Annotated in this window: 20 protein-coding genes and 1 pseudogene; 9 read left to right on the top strand and 12 right to left on the bottom strand. The window is 44.2% G+C overall.

Features of this window, described 5'->3' with window-relative positions; genetic code table 11:
- Positions 1-87: 87 nt before the first annotated feature.
- The 3 genes from NBH16_RS14280 to NBH16_RS14270 are packed head-to-tail and all read right to left on the bottom strand — an operon-like array spanning position 88 to position 1,903.
- Positions 88-726, bottom strand: coding sequence for a recombinase family protein (locus NBH16_RS14280; RefSeq protein WP_005648594.1), 639 nt, complete (start codon positions 724-726; stop codon positions 88-90).
- A gap of 13 nt (positions 727-739) precedes the next feature.
- On the bottom strand, positions 740-1,570 hold the full coding sequence (locus NBH16_RS14275; protein WP_007756681.1) for a virulence RhuM family protein: 831 nt from the start codon (positions 1,568-1,570) through the stop codon (positions 740-742).
- A 3-nt stretch (positions 1,571-1,573) separates the two neighbouring features.
- Positions 1,574-1,903 (bottom strand): hypothetical protein, encoded by a 330-nt coding sequence (locus tag NBH16_RS14270; protein ID WP_004327465.1) that lies wholly within the window; start codon positions 1,901-1,903, stop codon positions 1,574-1,576.
- A 286-nt stretch (positions 1,904-2,189) separates the two neighbouring features.
- On the opposite strand from NBH16_RS14270, the gene NBH16_RS14265 reads away from it, so the two are divergent.
- Both NBH16_RS14265 and NBH16_RS14260 read left to right on the top strand, forming a co-directional pair.
- A complete protein-coding gene (locus NBH16_RS14265) occupies positions 2,190-2,948 on the top strand; it encodes a ParA family protein (protein WP_125042326.1) in 759 nt (252 codons plus the stop codon).
- Between the two features lie 4 nt (positions 2,949-2,952).
- Positions 2,953-3,210 (top strand): hypothetical protein, encoded by a 258-nt coding sequence (locus NBH16_RS14260; RefSeq protein ID WP_005648607.1) that lies wholly within the window; start codon positions 2,953-2,955, stop codon positions 3,208-3,210.
- A 180-nt stretch (positions 3,211-3,390) separates the two neighbouring features.
- Here the strand turns inward: NBH16_RS14260 and NBH16_RS14255 are convergent, their stop codons facing one another.
- From NBH16_RS14255 to NBH16_RS14245, 3 genes are read right to left on the bottom strand one after another with little or no spacing between them, the layout of a single operon-like run.
- Positions 3,391-4,509: a fimbrillin family protein gene (locus tag NBH16_RS14255; protein WP_077153010.1), complete on the bottom strand. Its 1,119-nt coding sequence runs from the start codon at positions 4,507-4,509 to the stop codon at positions 3,391-3,393.
- Between the two features lie 43 nt (positions 4,510-4,552).
- Positions 4,553-5,473, bottom strand: a complete 921-nt coding sequence (locus tag NBH16_RS14250) for a DUF5119 domain-containing protein (RefSeq protein ID WP_007856438.1) — start codon at positions 5,471-5,473, stop codon at positions 4,553-4,555.
- Positions 5,470-6,702 (bottom strand): DUF3575 domain-containing protein, encoded by a 1,233-nt coding sequence (locus NBH16_RS14245; protein ID WP_250788771.1) that lies wholly within the window; start codon positions 6,700-6,702, stop codon positions 5,470-5,472. Before NBH16_RS14245 ends, NBH16_RS14250 begins: the two co-directional genes overlap by 4 nt.
- A 303-nt stretch (positions 6,703-7,005) precedes the next feature.
- Here NBH16_RS14245 and NBH16_RS14240 point away from each other — a divergent pair, with 303 nt between their 5' ends.
- Positions 7,006-8,064 (top strand): helix-turn-helix domain-containing protein, encoded by a 1,059-nt coding sequence (locus NBH16_RS14240; protein WP_250788770.1) that lies wholly within the window; start codon positions 7,006-7,008, stop codon positions 8,062-8,064.
- Between the two features lie 380 nt (positions 8,065-8,444).
- On the opposite strand, the gene NBH16_RS14235 is transcribed toward NBH16_RS14240, so the two are convergent.
- From NBH16_RS14235 to NBH16_RS14225, 3 genes are read right to left on the bottom strand one after another with little or no spacing between them, the layout of a single operon-like run.
- Positions 8,445-9,404: a HipA domain-containing protein gene (locus tag NBH16_RS14235; RefSeq protein ID WP_122383140.1), complete on the bottom strand. Its 960-nt coding sequence runs from the start codon at positions 9,402-9,404 to the stop codon at positions 8,445-8,447.
- Positions 9,401-9,727, bottom strand: a complete 327-nt coding sequence (locus tag NBH16_RS14230) for a HipA N-terminal domain-containing protein (RefSeq protein WP_122383139.1) — start codon at positions 9,725-9,727, stop codon at positions 9,401-9,403. The genes NBH16_RS14235 and NBH16_RS14230 overlap by 4 nt, the downstream gene beginning before the upstream one ends.
- Positions 9,728-9,745: 18 nt before the next feature.
- Complete coding sequence (locus NBH16_RS14225; RefSeq protein ID WP_010185730.1) at positions 9,746-9,943, bottom strand: helix-turn-helix domain-containing protein; 198 nt, start codon at positions 9,941-9,943, stop codon at positions 9,746-9,748.
- Positions 9,944-10,057: 114 nt separating this feature from the next.
- On the opposite strand from NBH16_RS14225, the gene NBH16_RS14220 reads away from it, so the two are divergent.
- The 4 genes from NBH16_RS14220 (at position 10,058) to NBH16_RS14205 (ending at position 13,926) form a co-directional block, all read left to right on the top strand.
- Complete coding sequence (locus tag NBH16_RS14220) at positions 10,058-10,408, top strand: helix-turn-helix transcriptional regulator (protein ID WP_009276864.1); 351 nt, start codon at positions 10,058-10,060, stop codon at positions 10,406-10,408.
- A complete protein-coding gene (locus NBH16_RS14215) occupies positions 10,401-11,990 on the top strand; it encodes a type II toxin-antitoxin system HipA family toxin (protein WP_009276865.1) in 1,590 nt (529 codons plus the stop codon). The genes NBH16_RS14220 and NBH16_RS14215 overlap by 8 nt, the downstream gene beginning before the upstream one ends.
- A 99-nt stretch (positions 11,991-12,089) precedes the next feature.
- Complete coding sequence (locus NBH16_RS14210; protein ID WP_122383138.1) at positions 12,090-12,410, top strand: helix-turn-helix domain-containing protein; 321 nt, start codon at positions 12,090-12,092, stop codon at positions 12,408-12,410.
- Entirely contained in the window at positions 12,400-13,926 is a 1,527-nt protein-coding gene (locus NBH16_RS14205) for a type II toxin-antitoxin system HipA family toxin (RefSeq protein ID WP_009276866.1), read from the top strand. Before NBH16_RS14210 ends, NBH16_RS14205 begins: the two co-directional genes overlap by 11 nt.
- Before the next feature lie 7 nt (positions 13,927-13,933).
- Here NBH16_RS14205 and NBH16_RS14200 read toward each other — a convergent pair whose 3' ends face one another.
- A complete protein-coding gene (locus NBH16_RS14200; RefSeq protein WP_157261311.1) occupies positions 13,934-14,926 on the bottom strand; it encodes an RNA-guided endonuclease TnpB family protein in 993 nt (330 codons plus the stop codon).
- Between the two features lie 154 nt (positions 14,927-15,080).
- Entirely contained in the window at positions 15,081-15,278 is a 198-nt protein-coding gene (locus tag NBH16_RS14195) for a DUF2958 domain-containing protein (protein WP_233554288.1), read from the bottom strand.
- A gap of 564 nt (positions 15,279-15,842) precedes the next feature.
- Here NBH16_RS14195 and NBH16_RS14190 point away from each other — a divergent pair.
- On the top strand, positions 15,843-16,925 hold the full coding sequence (locus tag NBH16_RS14190) for a tyrosine-type recombinase/integrase (RefSeq protein ID WP_009276869.1): 1,083 nt from the start codon (positions 15,843-15,845) through the stop codon (positions 16,923-16,925).
- Positions 16,926-17,350: 425 nt separating this feature from the next.
- Here NBH16_RS14190 and NBH16_RS14185 read toward each other — a convergent pair whose 3' ends face one another.
- Entirely contained in the window at positions 17,351-17,596 is a 246-nt protein-coding gene (locus NBH16_RS14185; RefSeq protein WP_199712380.1) for a hypothetical protein, read from the bottom strand.
- On the opposite strand from NBH16_RS14185, the pseudogene NBH16_RS14180 reads away from it, so the two are divergent.
- A pseudogene (locus NBH16_RS14180) lies at positions 17,594-17,785 on the top strand (site-specific integrase); the annotation flags it as partial. The gene NBH16_RS14185 and the pseudogene NBH16_RS14180 sit on opposite strands and share 3 nt — an antisense overlap.
- Positions 17,786-17,808: the final 23 nt, after the last annotated feature.

Here is a 17,808-nt window from a genome sequence, read left to right as displayed (position 1 = left end):
CTCGTTTTTAGACATGTGCAAATACTCGTTTTTAATTTCGCGCATTTACTCGTATTTGTTGCAAAAATACAATATTTGTTCCGATAATCAGCTATTAATGAAGTCTTTTTTTACTTGTTGTATCGTCGAAACGGCTTTTCCCGTGAGCTTCGCCACGTTCCGGATCGAGTAGCCTTTCTTCAACAAGGCGATCGCCTCCCGGTATTCCTCTTTCCTCTGTTCGGCCGTTTTCCGGCTTCCCGGCTTCCGTCCCAGCCTGCCCCCTTTCTGGATGTACAACTCCCGTCCGCTATTAAGGCGGTCAATGATCCCCTGGCGTTCGATCGCGGCCAGTTCCCCCAATAGGGTAGTAATCAGAGAGGACAAGGGGTTTACCGTCTTGTCCGGCCGTAATGTTTCCAGGTTCAAGTTTTGGATATACACGCATATTTTATGCGTGTGCAGCGTATCGAGTGCCTTTAGTATCTCCAGGGTGGAACGCCCCAGGCGTGAGATCTCGGTCAGCAACAGCATATCCACCCGGTTCTGCGGATCTGTGCAGTATTCCAGGCAACGGCTTAAAACCGGGCGTTCAATATTGGCCTTTCGTCCGCTTATCTTTTCCTCAAAGACCGCCGTCACCTCGTACCCCCGTCCGGCTGCGAACCTCTCCAGATCGACAACCTGCCGTTCGGTCGATTGCCTGGCCGACTGCGAGCTTACACGTGAATAGATAACCACATTCATAAGACAAGGGATATTATAACAGGTCAGTTATCACAACCGCCGGAATATCCAGCTTTGAGAAAGCGAACATCTTTTTCCCCAGATCCTTTAACGAGGCTCCGATATGGTACACGTCCGTTTCATCAACGATCAGGAAACGGTCGTGACTGTCCCGGTACGTCCTGATGTCGATAGGTGGGTACTGGCTGTTATGCCTGTCAAGATCAAGTTGGAGTTGCTGCGTGATACGCTGTGTGTAAATGGTGGCCGAGACACCGACGCTGCGTTTACTCAACATGAGCAAGACCGTTTCGTCCACATAGTTGTCGATAAGCACGATCGAACGCCTGGCCGACTTTACCAGATCGGTGGCGAACTTGTACGCATCGAAAATCTGGCCGTTATAAAAAATGCCTTCGACCGGGGGCAAGGCAGTACGCACGAAAAAATCTATCTTCTCGGTATGTTGAGCGACAGTCCTTTCAAGTTCTGACAAACGTTTATTAATGGAATACCCCTTTAAAAGATAATCCTTTAATACACTATTCGCCCATTTCCTAAAAAGGGTTGCGTTCTTGCTATTAACCCGATATCCTATTGACAGAATCGCATCAAGATTATAATATTTAGTAGTATATCTCTGTTTGCCGTCATTACCCATATGTTCCAAAATGGAACATGTGCTATCTATATCAAGTTCGCCGCTTTTGTAAATGTTGTTCAAATGTTTGGTAATAGCTGGCCTTTTAGTCCCGAACAAGTCGGCTATTTGTTCTTGTGTCAGCCAAACGGTTTCATCTTCCAACCTCACTTCCAACTTGACCGCTTCATCCGGCTGGTATAATATGATTTCTCCCTGTTCCATTGCTTACTTACCTTTTCTTAATTCATCAAGCCTCTGCATCGCACCGCTGAACTTCTCACCAAACATCATATCATCGGGCAAAACAAACCAGGTGGGAATACCTCTCGACTGTGGATTACCTATACATTCATCTTGCCCGTTCTGTTTGCGGTAATCGTCCCATTCACTATAAGCGATGTTCCAACGAATACCTAATTTATAGGTATTTTCCCATTTAATAATAGCCAGTGAATAGGCCGGATCATCTTTGCCGTCATAAATCACTTCTACAACTTCAACCACCCCTTTAGGGGAATTTATAAACTTCGGATTTTTATACGAATAAGTGCTCATGTCTTTTATTTTTTATTTATAGCACACAAAGATACTCAAAAACAAATATATACATATATACATACGTATGATTAACGTATAAAAACATTTATGGTTATTCTAATCTTTGATTAATTCCGGTACAGAAACAAAACGTACCGAAAGACGGAAACAGGATTTATTTCGGTACGCTTCCCCGATCGGTACAAAAAACACGCAAAAAACGAAAATACTACTTTTAGTCTTTTAGTATATTAGTATTTTGACTATATTTGCGGACATGACAACCATTTAAAAAACTGAATTTATGAGCAAAGCAAAAGTAATCTCCGTATTGAATCACAAGGGGGGAGTAGGAAAGACCACAACCACGATCAACCTGGGCGGCGCGTTACGTCAAAAAGGGTACAAGGTTCTTTTGATCGACCTTGACGGGCAGGCCAACCTGACCGAATCGCTGGGCTTCTCCGCGGAGCTTCCCCAAACGATCTACGGCGCGATGAAAGGCGAATACGACCTGCCGATCTACGAGCATAAGGACGGTCTTAGAGTCGTTCCCTCCTGCCTGGATCTCTCGGCCGTTGAAACGGAGTTAATCAACGAGGCCGGGCGGGAACTTATCTTAGCCCACCTTATCAAGGGCCAAAAGGAAAAATTCGATTATATCCTGATCGACTGCCCCCCCTCGCTGTCGCTGCTCACGCTTAACGCACTGACGGCCTCGGATCGGTTGATTATCCCGGTTCAGGCTCAATTCCTGGCAATGCGTGGAATGGCCAAACTTATGCAGGTCGTCCACAAGGTGCAGCAACGTTTGAACTCGGATCTTTCGATCGCCGGGGTCCTGATAACCCAGTACGACGGAAGAAAGAACCTGAACAAGAGCGTTTCGGAACTGGTACAGGAAACATTCCAGGGCAAAGTGTTCAGCACCCATATACGCAACGCCATTACGCTGGCCGAAGCCCCGACACAAGGGCAGGATATTTTTCACTATGCCCCCAAATCTGCCGGGGTAGAGGACTACGAAAAGGTATGTAACGAACTGCTAACAGAAATAAAGTAACCATATGGCAAAGAAGAACGATTTAAAAAACAGTATGTCGGCCGGGCTGACCGGGGGATTAGACAGCCTGATCCAATCCACGGCCGGGCAAAAAGAGGCTCAAAAGCCGAAGAAAGCGAAAACCGTGCATTGTAATTTTGTCATGGACGAAACCTATCACCAGAACTTAAAGCTGATCGCGATCCGCAAAGGCGATTCGCTAAAATCGGTATTGCAAGAGGCTATATCTGACTACTTGGATAAAAACAGTTCCCTGCTATAACAGCGTATCGGGAATATACAGGGCAAACACTCCACAAAAGAAATTCTCCAGGAAAAAGGTACGCAAAAAGCAACCCTACACATAAATTACAGATGATAAAAGCAATAAAAAACCCGTTGGCGGGATTAATCTTGCGTATGTTTAACCTGCCAACGGGTACGATATTAATAAACGTTTGGATTAAGGTTTGACGTTTACGTCTTTATTATCTGCATCAACCCAGCCTGTTGTCTCTGCATCAAACCGGATCGGATTCAACACAGCCTCTCCCTGATCATCATAACCACCACCGAAAATCAACGTGTAGATATGACGCTTGCCCGCTACCCATGTATCTCCGAACGGAACATAAATTGTTTTGTATTCGCTTGCTGAACCCAACAGATAAGCTCCGGACTGCCGGATTTTGCAGGAGATCTCCAGGTAACATTGCTTCGCATTATCGGCCTCCAACTTGCTTTTGTTGGGTGCGGAAACAGTCCAAGCAGTCAGCGTCTGTGGTATATTCAGCATAGGAGTATTTGTGGAAATATCGGTAGCTGCGGTATTACTATTGACCGTGATATTTGCGTTTTTCACTACGGTAAATGCGTGTGGAAATGCTAAATCAGACGAACTCCAACTTCCCGTTTCTTCGGCTGTCGCAGGCAATGTGAAGGCGCCGGCAAATTTGAAATTATGAATCTTGATCATGTCGATGTCCACCTCCATGTTATCGTATTCGGTCTTTGCTTTGAATACGACCTGTGACAGAATATGCTTGAAGTTAAATTTCACTACTCCGTTGTTCATGTCTTTTGTCCGGTCTTTGGCCATGGCATACATCACGTCGTAGTTTTCATGAGTACCGGCTCCATACTCATCGATGCAGGTATAACTTATCTTTTGGACAGTCCCGGAGGCTTCCCACATATAATTCACCATCATGTCTTCACTAACCGTTCCGGGATTGAACGCGTAAAAGTCCAAAGCCTCGGTAGGCCAATAACGAAGGTCGCTCGCATTGTCATAATCCCACTTACCATTTTTGTACACGATCTTCACTCCGTCATGTCCAAAATCCGTGTCTACCTTTCCCATGAAGGCAGTACCATCCGCCGTAAAAGCGAACACGTCGAAATCGGTGTTCTTCAAGTTGGTGTTGGTAGTAGGGGTAGCCCTCGTTTCCGCCGCATTACTTAACACGTTAAAACCAATCGCATTTCGTGAGGAGATTTCCACATTCGCAATCTCCTCTTCTGAGCAACTCATCAGTAGTACTCCAAAGATTGCCCAAAGCATTACTGTACTTTTTTTCATAAAATGAATAAAATTGTTAATAAATATAATTAATAAAACTCGATTACAACACTATATCCACATTCACATCATCCCAATCATCAACGTCCACATCAAATCCCGGACCGCCACTTCCCGGCTCGGATGGTACCTCATAATCAAAATTCAACACCAGATGCACATCACCGATATGCCCCGCTACCGGGACATCATGCACTTGGTCGCTCACGTCCTGTTCCAATACAGACATGCTGCCTGAACGGTTCTTGAGATACAGCCGGAAAACATTGGGCTCTCCTTCAAGTGCGGAATGTCCAAACGTATAGAATCCGCCTATAATCTGATTCCGTGAAACCATTCCATCAAAGAGCAGGCTCTCCGAAAGATCGGCGGGCAAACTGTCGCCGGACATGTTAAGCGAGCCGGACATGCCGGAAAGAGCGGCCCGCAAATCCGCCACCCTGTCCAGTCCCCGAATTCCGTTCACCTCATACGTGTAGTGACATACCATGTTTACGGGAGTTAGCCGTATTATCTTCGTGCTTCCTTCCGGAATGTCCTTGAGGATAACTCTGTCTATATGGTCGCCACACAGCCAGGGTGGGGTGACGGCCATTGTCTGGTTATCCGGCGACCGAACATCACGCGTATCGGCAGTAAAAAGCGTGTAACTGCCGTTTTCTTTCCAAACCATCCCGTCGGTATCGTAGTTGAAGCAAATTACCCGGTAATCATTCTCGGGGAGCTCCACTTCCCCATCCTCTCCTCCGGGGAAATCAAATATCCACGTGTTGCTTTCATCATCGGTCGGATAAAATACGACCCTCATGCCTTCAGGCTTGTCATGATTGGAAATCTTGGTCCAGTCGAATACTACCCGCACCGTGGCAAAGTGCGGATGATCGTAACATAAATCCTTATGCTCACAAGCCGTCAGTCCCATCCATAAAAATATGAACACCAGACTAAAGCGTATCAGTATCACTGCCTGCCTCCTTTCTTCCGGCTATAATTCCCCCGCCCGATCAACCACACCAAAGAGATACCCGCCTTGGTCGGGCCGAACCAGCGGCGTTTTTTAGTGGTCTGCCATACATAGTGACCGTCCAAAGGGATGTACTCCTTGTACAATCCTCCAAGGTAGCCGATTCCCAACGTGAAATCCACATTGAACCGATGTCCCACAGGTAACGAGTAGCCGTAAGCCACGCCTCCCCCGTAACTCCATTTATCCCCCAAGTAACCTTTCCCACCCAATTCGAAATCATAGGTGACGATCTGCCCGTACAATCCGACATGATGCCCGGAAAACGGTTTTTCCACCGCTCTCCGACCGAACCAGCGGCGCAACTCCACATCTCCCCCATAGATACGCCAATAATTATGCTTCCGATCACTTTTCCACCAGGCATACATCCAATTCCCGGCCACAGACCAGTTCTTCCCCAAACAGAACTCAACCCCGATGTCAGGTATCAAAACAGCGTCATAAAGCAAGTTTGTTTTCACCGCCATGCAAAACGGCCGTTTCTTTACCGGAGCTATGACGGTAACGGTATCACGGATGCACAACGTATCACGTGTATGTATATATACCGTATCTCTGACGGGATTTATCGGATCACTATCATAGCATATTTTCACCATCGACGAACGAAGTTTCGGAAAATGGAATTTATACAAATATGAGTATGGCCTCCCCCCTTTCAGTCTTTTCAGTTCTCCCCCCCAATAAGGGCTGTCCTGGTTTTCCAAACGGACGATCTTCTCCAACAAACGAAGGACATCCTCCCTCTCCGGAACATTCACATCCGCTCTCACCATCGTTATAAGTCCGTTCCAGTCGCTTCCCGAAAAATGAAAATCCCTCTCCAATACCGGAATCTTTATATAAGGTGATATATACCGCCACAAAACCTCTGCTCGTTTTTCAGACAGCCTTCCATTCAACAGCCCCCCTCCTTCCGGGGAAGCTCCTCCTATTATTTGAATTTTCCTGATAAGACGGACGGAGTCGTTCAATGCGGAACAGATTTTAGCAAACCGCTCCATCTCGTTCCCATTGTCAAGTAAACATGTATCTATATTTACCTTTCCTTGATGAAAATAGATCCTTACCGAATCACGCTTCTCCTGAGCGGATATTTCTCCGCTTATACTCAACACGAGCACGAACAATACACATTTAATATAAAAAAAACATCTTTTCGTCATTTAATCGTTTGTTAATATGACAATCCCAACCCAGGCTTTTACACCCCTTGAATTTCGACCGCAAAATACACACCTATAAACCAACCTCCAAAGCAAAAAACAAGTATTTTAAACTTATAAATACTTAAAAAGACAACCACACAACAGCTACAACACTTACCACAGCAGCCAATCACGCTTACACAACAATTAAAAACACTTAACATCATAAAGAAAAGTACTTAAACATACAAAAAAAAAAAAAAAAAACAGTTATTTTTACAGGAAACATTATACTTAATAACACTTAAAACAATAAAACACATGAAAATCAGCACAAAAGCCACTACTTTTCTAAGCTCAATAAAAACTCAAACTTACGACAAAAAAGAAAGAGAAATGATAATAACGTATCAACAAAAACGTGTCTTTCATCTATCCCTGCTCATGCTGGCCTTATGCGCACCCATATACATATATTCAGTTCCATTTCCCAATGAACAGTTTTATTATATTAACAGCGTATTATTCCTGTTTATCATTATGTGCACTCTCGCTTATTTTAAAAAGAGAGTAAATCTGACCACGACCTTTTCCATTATACTGATAGCCATACATATCGAGATTTTTATCGAGATAATTTATTGCTCAATATGTAGCGGATATGAATATAGTTATCAAAGAGCATTGATAATGAGTAACATTACTATCTCTCTCTTATTTACCATGCTTTCCATCTGTGCCTATATGAGTAATATCTCCATCCTATTGTCCTCCCTTACCATAGCTTCCTATACAATCTGCACACTTATCACCGACGAACCGTTCCTATACAGTTATCTGCCTTTGGTCATCATCATATACACCATGATCCCCTTATTAGGAAGATCCTTACACAGTAATATCAGCAGCTTGCTAAAAAGTAGCAACTTGCTAAAAGAGGAAGAGGAAATGCTTTTGAAACGTCTCCAAATGAAAAGGGAAGAACTATTCGCGTTCGCCGAGTTGTTAAGCGAGAATAACCCGGAAGAAAAGACAAGCTCCCTGTTAAGCATAATAGGGGAACAATCCAAAGAAAATCTTTTTACAGCCCTTGCCGCACACCAGAAAAAGGAAAAAAGTAAACTTGATACGATCAGGAGAATATATCCCTATTTATCCCCGTCCGAATTAAACATCTGCCGTTTAATACTGCAAGACAAGACCGTCAGCCAAATATGCGAATTATTACATCGGAGTAGCGGAAACATAACCAGCCAACGAGCGAACATACGTGCCAAACTCGGACTGAAAAAAAGCGACAATTTAAAAGAAGCATTACAAGAACGCATGAGGCTGTATGAAGAAGAACACCGGCAAGAGGACTTTTCAGCCATGCGTTAGGGATTGCAGAGTAAAGCCCACAGCCTTTAGGCGAGGACTTGAAACGTAAAGCCCGACCGTCCCACGGGAACGCCCAAAAGAAAAAAAATCCCCCGAACATTCATCCGGGGGACATTCAGGCCGTCACGTCAATTATAATACAGATTCAGATCATCCGTGCCAATCTCCTTTCCGTCCCGGAAAACAAGGCGTAAATCAATCCTCTCTCTGTTTTCATTGCCACAAAGATAGACATACCGGCCAACATACGCATCATACTTATCAATCAGTTCTAACGGTATGACCGGCATGGGAAAAGAAGAAGTACTTTCCTGAAGAATGCTTTATCCGCCCTTCATCAGAAAGAAAGCGTCTTACACCTGTACCCCATAGACATCCTATTATTGCTTTTTCAGTTCTTCCGATAAAAAGGAACGGTCTATCAATACTTGCACCAATGATTTCTCTTTGACAAACTCATCAAGCTCACGCTTTATCAATTTACCGCCCAGCCCTATGCGTCGTCCAAATTCCTCGAAATCCTTCCGCCCTACCTGATGGGTATCACCCAAATTCATTCCTTCTTTAAACAATCCTTTATCAAGAGCGAATATTCGGGGTTCAGTCAAATGCAATGAGGTGTTTATCAAGTCATACGCGGGAGAAAGCCGATATTCGTTTCCTCTATTAATCAGAGAGAAATTCTTCAGATGCGCATCGTCATTCAAAGAGATGAAGTTAAATACAATCAGCCTGAAGAAACGAAGCAAATCAATCCGGGCAGCTTTTACATATTTCTGTATTACCTCCGCACACTCTTCATAGCTGCCATTGCAATATTTATAGTCACTCCCTCCATTCGCTTTCGTATATCCCATCAATGCCGCAAAATCTTCCTGCTGATATTTTCTCCCGTCATGAACATCAAATCGCCGTGTCAAATAAGCGGCTTCATCATTACTGAAAAAGCAAAGCCTGTTGGCCGCCGTCTCTATTCCATATACTTGTGCCGCAATTTGCATGGTCAAATGCTCATTGGCAGCGCAATAATCCCGGTTCAGTATATGGTAACTGCTGGGACACGGCTTTAATATATATGCTCCCTGCTCGCCTTCCTGTGTATAACGAAGATACGATTCTTGTTCATCAACAATGACCGAATACTTGGGCTGTACGCCCGACAATGAGATGCGCTTTGCATTCCGTATGGCTTCATTGGCTTCTTCACTGTTTGTCGAAGGGCTTGGCACTCTCAGATAATGAGACACCGCTTTATCGTCAAACATTTTTTTTCGTGCGGCAAGAGAATAAGTATCGAATCCCTCGGCCAATGTCGAAGGACAAACCGTCAAAGTCATCATGGCAATACAGGGTTAGTGGTTACGGCACCTATGGTATCATAGCGGGCTGTGGCCAGCAGTATGCCAAAGTCATCTTCGGCATCGATGTGCAACAATTGGGATTGCAGTTTCCGGTTTTCACCTTCCGACAACATATTAAAGAAGAACGGGAATAAGACCGTTGACCGATACGGCTCTTCACGTAATGGAAGAGTCAAGCTGACCGATGGATAATCCTCTTTTTCCAAATAAGAAGAATCATAGGTGAATGTATATTCTCCATTATCCTCTTCTGTCAACATCCCGGCTCTAATACCGTGCAAATAAACTTCACATCGTCTCATTTCAATTAACAGTTAAATTCAACTTTTCAATCCGATAGTCATTTGAAGCCCAAGCGTGTCAAGAATGGAAAGCAGTGTCTCCAATTTAGGATTTCCTTCTCCACGCTCGATGGCCACCAACGTATTGATGCCCACACCTGCCAGCTCGGAGAGTTCCAGCTGATTGACCTTCAAACTCTTTCTACGCTCTTTAATAATCTTTCCTATCTCTTTCATATTCACAATACATTGTGATTTTATTTGCTTTTAATTCAAGAAAAGACAAGGCAACTATAATCATTATATTTATATAGATTAACATCATATATTCAAGTTAATCTATACATTTACATGGATTATTTGTATATTTGCAAAAAAGGAACAACCATGTGGCATGAAATGAGCAATCCGGCTGTGCTGATGAGAATCGGCCAACGCATCAAAGAGACACGTATCAGGCAGCGTATCACGCAGGAAGAACTGGCAACGGCTTCCGGTGTAAGCCCCTTGACCGTTGCGAACATCGAGAAGGGCAAATCGGTATCGCTGCTGTTGTTCATCAGCGTACTCCGCTCGCTCGGCCTGCTGGAGAACCTGGAGCAACTGGTACCGGAAATCCGGGTCAGCCCGATAGAGCTCAAAAAACTGCAAGGGAAGAAACGCTACCGTGTACGCCATTTAAAACAAGATAACCATGAATGATTTGATAGTAGATGTAAAGCTGTGGGGAGAAAGCGTAGGCTCTCTCTATTGGGAAAAGGAAAGCAATGCCGCCTTGTTCGACTATGAACGGAAGTTCATCCGCTCCGGTCTTGACATTTCTCCCATCATCATGCCCATCGACCAATACAGGAACACACCCTACCGGTTCCTTGAAAACCGCACCGACTGTTTCAAGGGGTTGCCCGGACTGTTTGCCGATTCACTGCCGGATACTTTTGGAAACCAGATCATCAATGAATGGTTTGCCAGCAAGGGATTGTCCAGAGAAGAGATAACCCCTTTAGACAGGCTTTGCTATGTAGGCAAACGTGGCATGGGCGCACTGGAGTTTGAGCCGTCCTCGCCAATCAACGGCATGAACGAATCATCGGTCCTCCATATCGAGGAACTGACGGAGCTTGCCCAATTCGTATTCACAGATAGGATGGCTTTTCAGACCCAACTGCGCCAGGAAGGAAGAAACATACTGGATATACTGAAGGTAGGAACATCAGCCGGAGGTGCCAAGCCCAAGGCCATCATCGCCTATAACGATATTACCGGAGAGGTACGCTCCGGGCAGGTAAAAGCCCCTGAAGGATTCGGGTATTGGCTGCTGAAATTTGATGGCGGCAAATACAGCGAACACACGCAGATAACGGACAATCCACAAGGAATAGGAAACATCGAATATGCCTATCACCGAATGGCAAAAGCCTGTGGTATCGATATGATGGAATGTCGGTTACTTCAGGAAAAAGAGTCATGCCATTTTATGACACGCCGTTTTGACCGTATGGAAAACGGAGAGAAGATTCATGTACAGACATTGGCCGGGCTTGCCCACTATGACCGTGACCAGCGCCATTCATACGAAGAGATATTCCGCATCATGAGGCAAATGAACCTGCCTTATCCCAGCCAAGAGGAGCTTTACCGAAGAATGGTGTTCAACGTCATGGGCCGGAACCATGACGACCATAGCAAGAACTTCTCTTTCCTGATGGATAGACAAGGGAAGTGGAAACTGTCACCGGCATACGACCTCTGCTACTCATACACACCGGGCGGCAAATGGACGAACCGCCACCAACTGTCACTCAACGGCAAACAAGACAATTTCACGATGGAAGATCTGCAAAAGGTGGGTGAGAACATGGGTATCCGGGAACACAAACAGATTATCGAAAAGGTACAGGAAACCGTATCGCATTGGCATGAGACTGCCAAGGATTGCGGGGTCAAACCGGAACACGCCGACTTTATCGGAAAAAACCTGCTCTTGTTCGGCAGGCAACTGCATACCATCCAAATGCCGGACATTGCCAACGAACAAGAGCAGGCTTTCATGAAGGCTATGTGGAATGATGACTTCAACGCCATCCTGGAACTGAAGATGAAAGGATATCAGCCATCGGAGAAGGTACTGAAAATCCTCCAGCCGGATATATCCGCCACCACCTTCATCGCTGCCGCCAAAATCTTCCAAATGGAGGAAGTGCTAAAAAGCATTCAGGACATAAAGCCCGCACAAAGCCCGATTATAGGCGGCAATAAGCGAAGCATGGAATTGGGGGATTAGCACACAAACGACATCTCGCAACATTCAATATAATAGTAAATATATTAATTATTATCTATTATATTTTGATTTAACAGTTAATATATTTACCTTTGTGATATGACAACGAATCACATCACCCAAGCCATGGCCAATCCGGAAATCATAGCGGAACTGGGCAGGCGATTTAAGGAATACAGACTAACCTATAGGTTCACCCAAAAAGAGGTTGCCGAGAAAGCCGGTGTCAGCCTTATCACCTTGCGCCAGTTTGAGAACGGGAAGGCCTATAACATCAATATGGGCAACTTTCTTGCCCTGCTGCGAGTAGTGGACTGTCTGGAACAGATGGACGACCTGCTGCCGGAAATACCTGTTTCAGCCTATACTATGGAACAAATAATGAATAAAAAGCCGAAAAGGATAAGACATGGAAAATAATGTTGTGAGTGTTATGTTATGGGGGGAAGAAGTCGGAAAGCTCTATTGGGACGAAAGGAGCAAAAGAGCCGTCTTCAACTATCATCCGGACTTCATCAAGAAAGGAGTGGAAATCGCCCCACTGACCGCTTCTGTCAAAGGATCGACGGCAAAGGGTATGCCCATACTCGGAAACAGAGAAAAGATTTATCAAGGTCTTCCACCGTTCTTGGCAGATTCATTGCCTGACCGGTGGGGTAACATGGTCTTCGACCAATGGGCGGCACAAAACCATATCCCCAAGCGCAAACTCACGCCGGTAGATAAACTGTCTTTCATCGGAAAACGGGGAATGGGAGCCTTTGAGTTCATTCCGGCCACACCGGGATTGGAATCCTCTTCTACTCTCCAGATAGAGAGTTTATACCAACTGGCACGCCGTATCTTTGAGGAACGGGAGGAAATATCCGTGCAAGATGATGAAGCACTGCAACTGCAAAGTATCTATGAGATAGGGACATCAGCCGGAGGACAGCACCCGAAAGCCATCATCGCCATCAATGAAACGACACATGATATACGTTCCGGCCAAGTTCCTTTGCCGGAGGGCTATACCTACTACATATTGAAGTTTGCAGAAGGGGACGATTTTCCGTTCACGCAAATGGAAATGGTATATTATGAGTTGGCAAAAGAAGCCGGGATTACGATGATGCCTTCCCGACTCATTCAAATTGAGGGGAAACATCACTTCCTGACGGAGCGTTACGATAGGATAAACGGAGAGAAGATACATACACAGACGCTCGCTGCCATGAATCCGGACGCAACAAGCTATGAGGATTTGTTTGAAGTCTGCCGAAAGCTGAGCATCCCGGCAAGTGAGCAATCTGAACTGTACCGCCGGATGGTATTCAATGTCATGGGTGGCAACGTGGATGACCACATCAAGAATTTCTCTTTCCTGATGGAAAGAAACGGCACATGGCACATCACCCCTGCATACGACATGACATTCACCACCAATTTAGACGGTGCGGCCTATGAAAACGTACACTCTATGAATATTTCGGGAAAAGACAACGGCATCACGGAAGATGACCTCTTGCAATTTGCCCGACAAAACGGAATAAAGAATGCGAAAAGAATAATCGAGGAAGTCAGCCTTGCCATCAGCCATTTCTACGATTATGCCACCAATTATCAAATCGATGAGTATTGGAAAGACCGCATCGAAGAGCATCTTTCCGGCTTGGTATCTCCGCTCATAGGGGAAACCATGAAGCACTACCTGCCCACCATCGTTGAACCCTACGAAACAGAGGATGGCTTTCTAGTATCAGAAATCAACATCATCGAAAACACCCGGCATGATTTCCGTATCGAGGCAGTCATCAACGGAAAGCGACAAAAATACATCGCCGGGCGTAAAAGCGATTTGGCTGCTGAAATCATAGCCAAAGGAAGAAACAAAATGACCGTTGAGAACAAGAAAGAACTTCTGGAACGGTTGTTGCTCCCTTTGACTAGAAGGTGAACTACCGCTAAACTAAAGATTTAGCGGCTTCGGAGATACCAATACCTCCTCTCTTTTCCTGCTTCTTCCTGCCATTGCTTTTTAGGACACGAGGTCGGTCATCCACAAGAGGACAGTCCACAGGCTTGACTTTCCCACGCTCCGTGGGTAGGGCTTTCAAGCCAAATTCTTTGATGTTGCAAGCGGCATTGAAGTCCCGGTCGTGATGCGTGCCACATTCCGGACAAGTCCAGTTTCGCTCGTTCAATTTCAATCCTTTATACACATAGCCGCATTTGCCGCAGGTCTTCGAGCTTGGGACAAAGCGGTCTATCTTGATGAGATTCACACCATACCAGCGGCACTTGTATTCAAGCAGCATCAGGAATATCCCGAAAGATGCGTCACCTACGGCTTGCGCCAAATGGTGGTTATGCTGCATACCCTTCACGTTCAAATCCTCCATGCAGAGGGTACGCACTTGGCTGTCGTGCGTGAGTGCGTGGGTGATTTTATGAAGGTTATCCTCACGGCAGTTAGCAATACGCTCCTGCAACCGAGCTACACGGATGCGAGCCTCGTTGCGGTTGGCAGAACCTTTCTGTTTGCGGCTCAACCGCTTTTGTAACAGCTTCAAGCGGTCAAGGCTTCTCTGCAAGTTCTTCGGGTTGTCAAACGTGCGTCCGTCAGAACATACAGCGAGTGATTTGATTCCTAAGTCAATGCCCAAAGTCGTATTGCCCTGTATCGCTGATGCCGGAAGTTCTTGAATGGTCGTATCAACCAATACGGAAGCAAAGTATTTTCCCGAAGGTGTCATGCTGATGGTAACGGTCTTCACCATACCCTTGAACTTGCGGTGCGGTACGGCAGAAATATCTTTGGCTTTCGGTATGGTGAGTGTCCCTTTTTCAAAATCCACACGGCAATGCTGGGGGCAAAGAAAACTCTGCCTGTCCCTGCGGCTCTTGAAACGTGGTTTATCCTGTGTTATTTCCGTGCAATTCGTTTCGTAAACCATAACTTCCGTTTTTAAGTTCAACATTCCGTTTACCCCTTAATCAATTCAGGCAATCCTTTACCGTCGTACCGGTTTTCAGCCCTTTATCCAGCTGCACGGTCAACCCACGAACATTCACCTCTTGAATTTGAGAAAGAAGCACATACCCCCATTCCTATTCTTGAATATGGCAATAGCCGAAAAAGAGCCAGTCACCGTCTTCCTGCTGTTCAGCTTCCGTTACCAACCATACCGCCGAAGAGAAAGGAAGAAAAAATCTCGCTATAACTTCCGCATTAAGCCCCTGCCCCTCTTTTGAATACAAAGGGTTGGCTTCAAACACATTCTTTAGTTGTTCTGTCACTGTAATCATACGTCACATTTTTAATGGGTTAAACTTCTAATTTTATGCTTCAGCTAGATTTAAAGACCTTTTTTTAAACCCCCTTTCCGGGATAGCCTTTTCTTTCTGCCGACTTTTTTTTGAGCTTTCATGCCCCATCTGAGTTAATGAGCCTTTTTTTTACGGCACGCATCAATAAGGAAGGAGGGATTTAGAAAAGTTTTGGACGACAAAAAATGTTGGGGACAGCGAAGCCGTCCGGCGTTATTTTTTTCAGGACAAAGGGCGAAGACCGGAACTCTTTCATATCCATCCACCGACATAAATTTGCCGTTCAAAAACAAAGGGTCTCAGATGGAGCTATGAAAAAGCACACAAGAGGAGGCAGAAAACAAGGAAAAGGGAAGAACGGAAATAAAAAAAGAGTAAAATCCAACCTTATTTACACTGATATATAATAGCTAAGTATTTCGCCGTATTGATACAAACCCAACTATAATCAAAATTAAACAGATGTCTAATTTATTGGTTATTAACCATATAATACACCAAAATATTTATTTTGGAGAATATATAATATTAATTAAACAAAAAATGGCATCATTGAAAATAAAGTATCGACATTCCTCTATAGAAGGAAAAGCGGGAACCTTGTTCTATCAAGTAATTCATAATCGTGTAGCAAGACAGATAAATTCAGGATACAAGATTTATCCTGATGAGTGGGATATTTTCAACTCCCAAATAATCATACCGGCAAAGACCGGAGAAAACCGACACCGGTATTTGGTTTCTTTAAAAAAATGTATAAAAGAAGATACCTCACGTCTAAAAGATATCATGATAAGATTTGAGAATCTTGGATACAAATATACAGCAGACGAAATCATTGAATATTATTCCGCTCCTCCTGTAAACGAATACTTTGTGTCTTTTTGTGAGAATCTCATTGAACAACTGAGACAAATAGGGAAAATGCGCACCACCGAAACTTATACCACTACACTCAATAGCTTCAAGCGATTCATGCACTCCCGAAAGAGAGACAGGGACATCCCTTTCGACAACGTAGACTCCAATCTGATGATAGAATATGAACAATATCTAAAATCTCAGGACATTTGTCCGAACAGTACTTCTTATTACATGAGAAATCTCAGGGCCATGTATAACCGTGCCGTAGAGAAAGAATTGGTCATACAGCGATATCCGTTTAAACATGTATATACAGGCATAGATAAAACTATAAAACGGGCGGTTCCGGCCAAAATTATCCGGCAGATACGCGATATGGATTTAAGCCACGATTCCTCTTTGGAATATGCAAGAGACCTATTTATGTTCAGTTTTTATACTCGGGGAATGTCATTTATAGATATGGCTTATCTAAAGAAAAGTAATCTGCAAAACGGTTTTTTATCATATCGCAGAAAAAAGACCAACCAACAGCTACTAATCAAATGGGAAAAGCCCATGCAAGAAATCATAGATAAATACGACACCATGGGTTCTTCCTATCTGTTGCCGATCATTCTCGACGCAGAAGCGGACGAACGGAAGCAATACAAGAGTGCAGCCCAGCTGGTGAATTCAAAACTAAAGAAATTGGGAGAACAAATCGGTCTTCCTATTCCGCTGACGAGTTACGTGGCGAAACACAATGCTTTTGCTATCTAACTGAAAATTAAATAGTTCTCTTGTTATTTTTATTTAATAGGTAACTATTTAGAAACGAGCGAAATTCAGCGGCTTGTTTCATCTTGCATACATTCAAAGGACGTTTTTGTTATGCAAAAAAAGGTTTTCAAGTGAGAAAAACAAAATATCCTTAGGCTTTATCTCCTAAAAACTACCAGTAATGGGGGGGCTGGAAAACAATCCTCCTTTTGAAGATATTTCTCTTTTTTTATGTACATATCCGCGTATGCTTTGCGGAACAAATGTCTTTTTCTATTATTAATATTCATCATTTCCTTTTTTGCCAAACGCATCTTACTATCAGGTCTGTCCTTTTTTCTATAGTTGTGTCCCTGGCATAAGACTGTCCTGCCGGGTTACGGGTATGGAAGTGTTCCTCTTCCCCTTTGTCTGGCGGTTGCATCTCAAAGGTTCATCCCGGGCAAGGCAGCCGGTAACACAAGCAGGGCGGTCCGTCGGAGTCCACGTAATAATTTCACATTCTCTGTGTTTCTTTCTGTAAGGCTTCCTTCAGCGTCTGCTTGTCCAGTGTTTTCTGTTTCGACATGAGCAGCTGCAGGGCGCAGCGGCGCACCACGTTGGTTATGGAAGGAAAGGTAAAAATAATAAAAGAATTGATTCGCTTCAATAAAAATCCAGTTTTTTTTCATATCGGACATTATACCTTTGTTGTTTCGGGTATATTAAAAGGCGTGCCATAAGAAACTTTACAAAAGTATTAGGACACAAAATCAATCTTTTCTATGCAGATATATGCTGAACTGATTAACCCAAAGGTCGGAGAAGATACGGACAAAATTTTCGATAAGATTAGTTTCATATATCGCTTAGCTAATTAGAAATGTATTCTACATAGAGATAC

It is taken from the genome of Parabacteroides sp. Y3-G-102 (assembly GCF_023656845.1).
Taxonomy (GTDB): Bacteria; Bacteroidota; Bacteroidia; order Bacteroidales; family Tannerellaceae; genus Parabacteroides; species Parabacteroides distasonis.
This window is presented reverse-complemented; position numbering and strand designations above follow the sequence as displayed.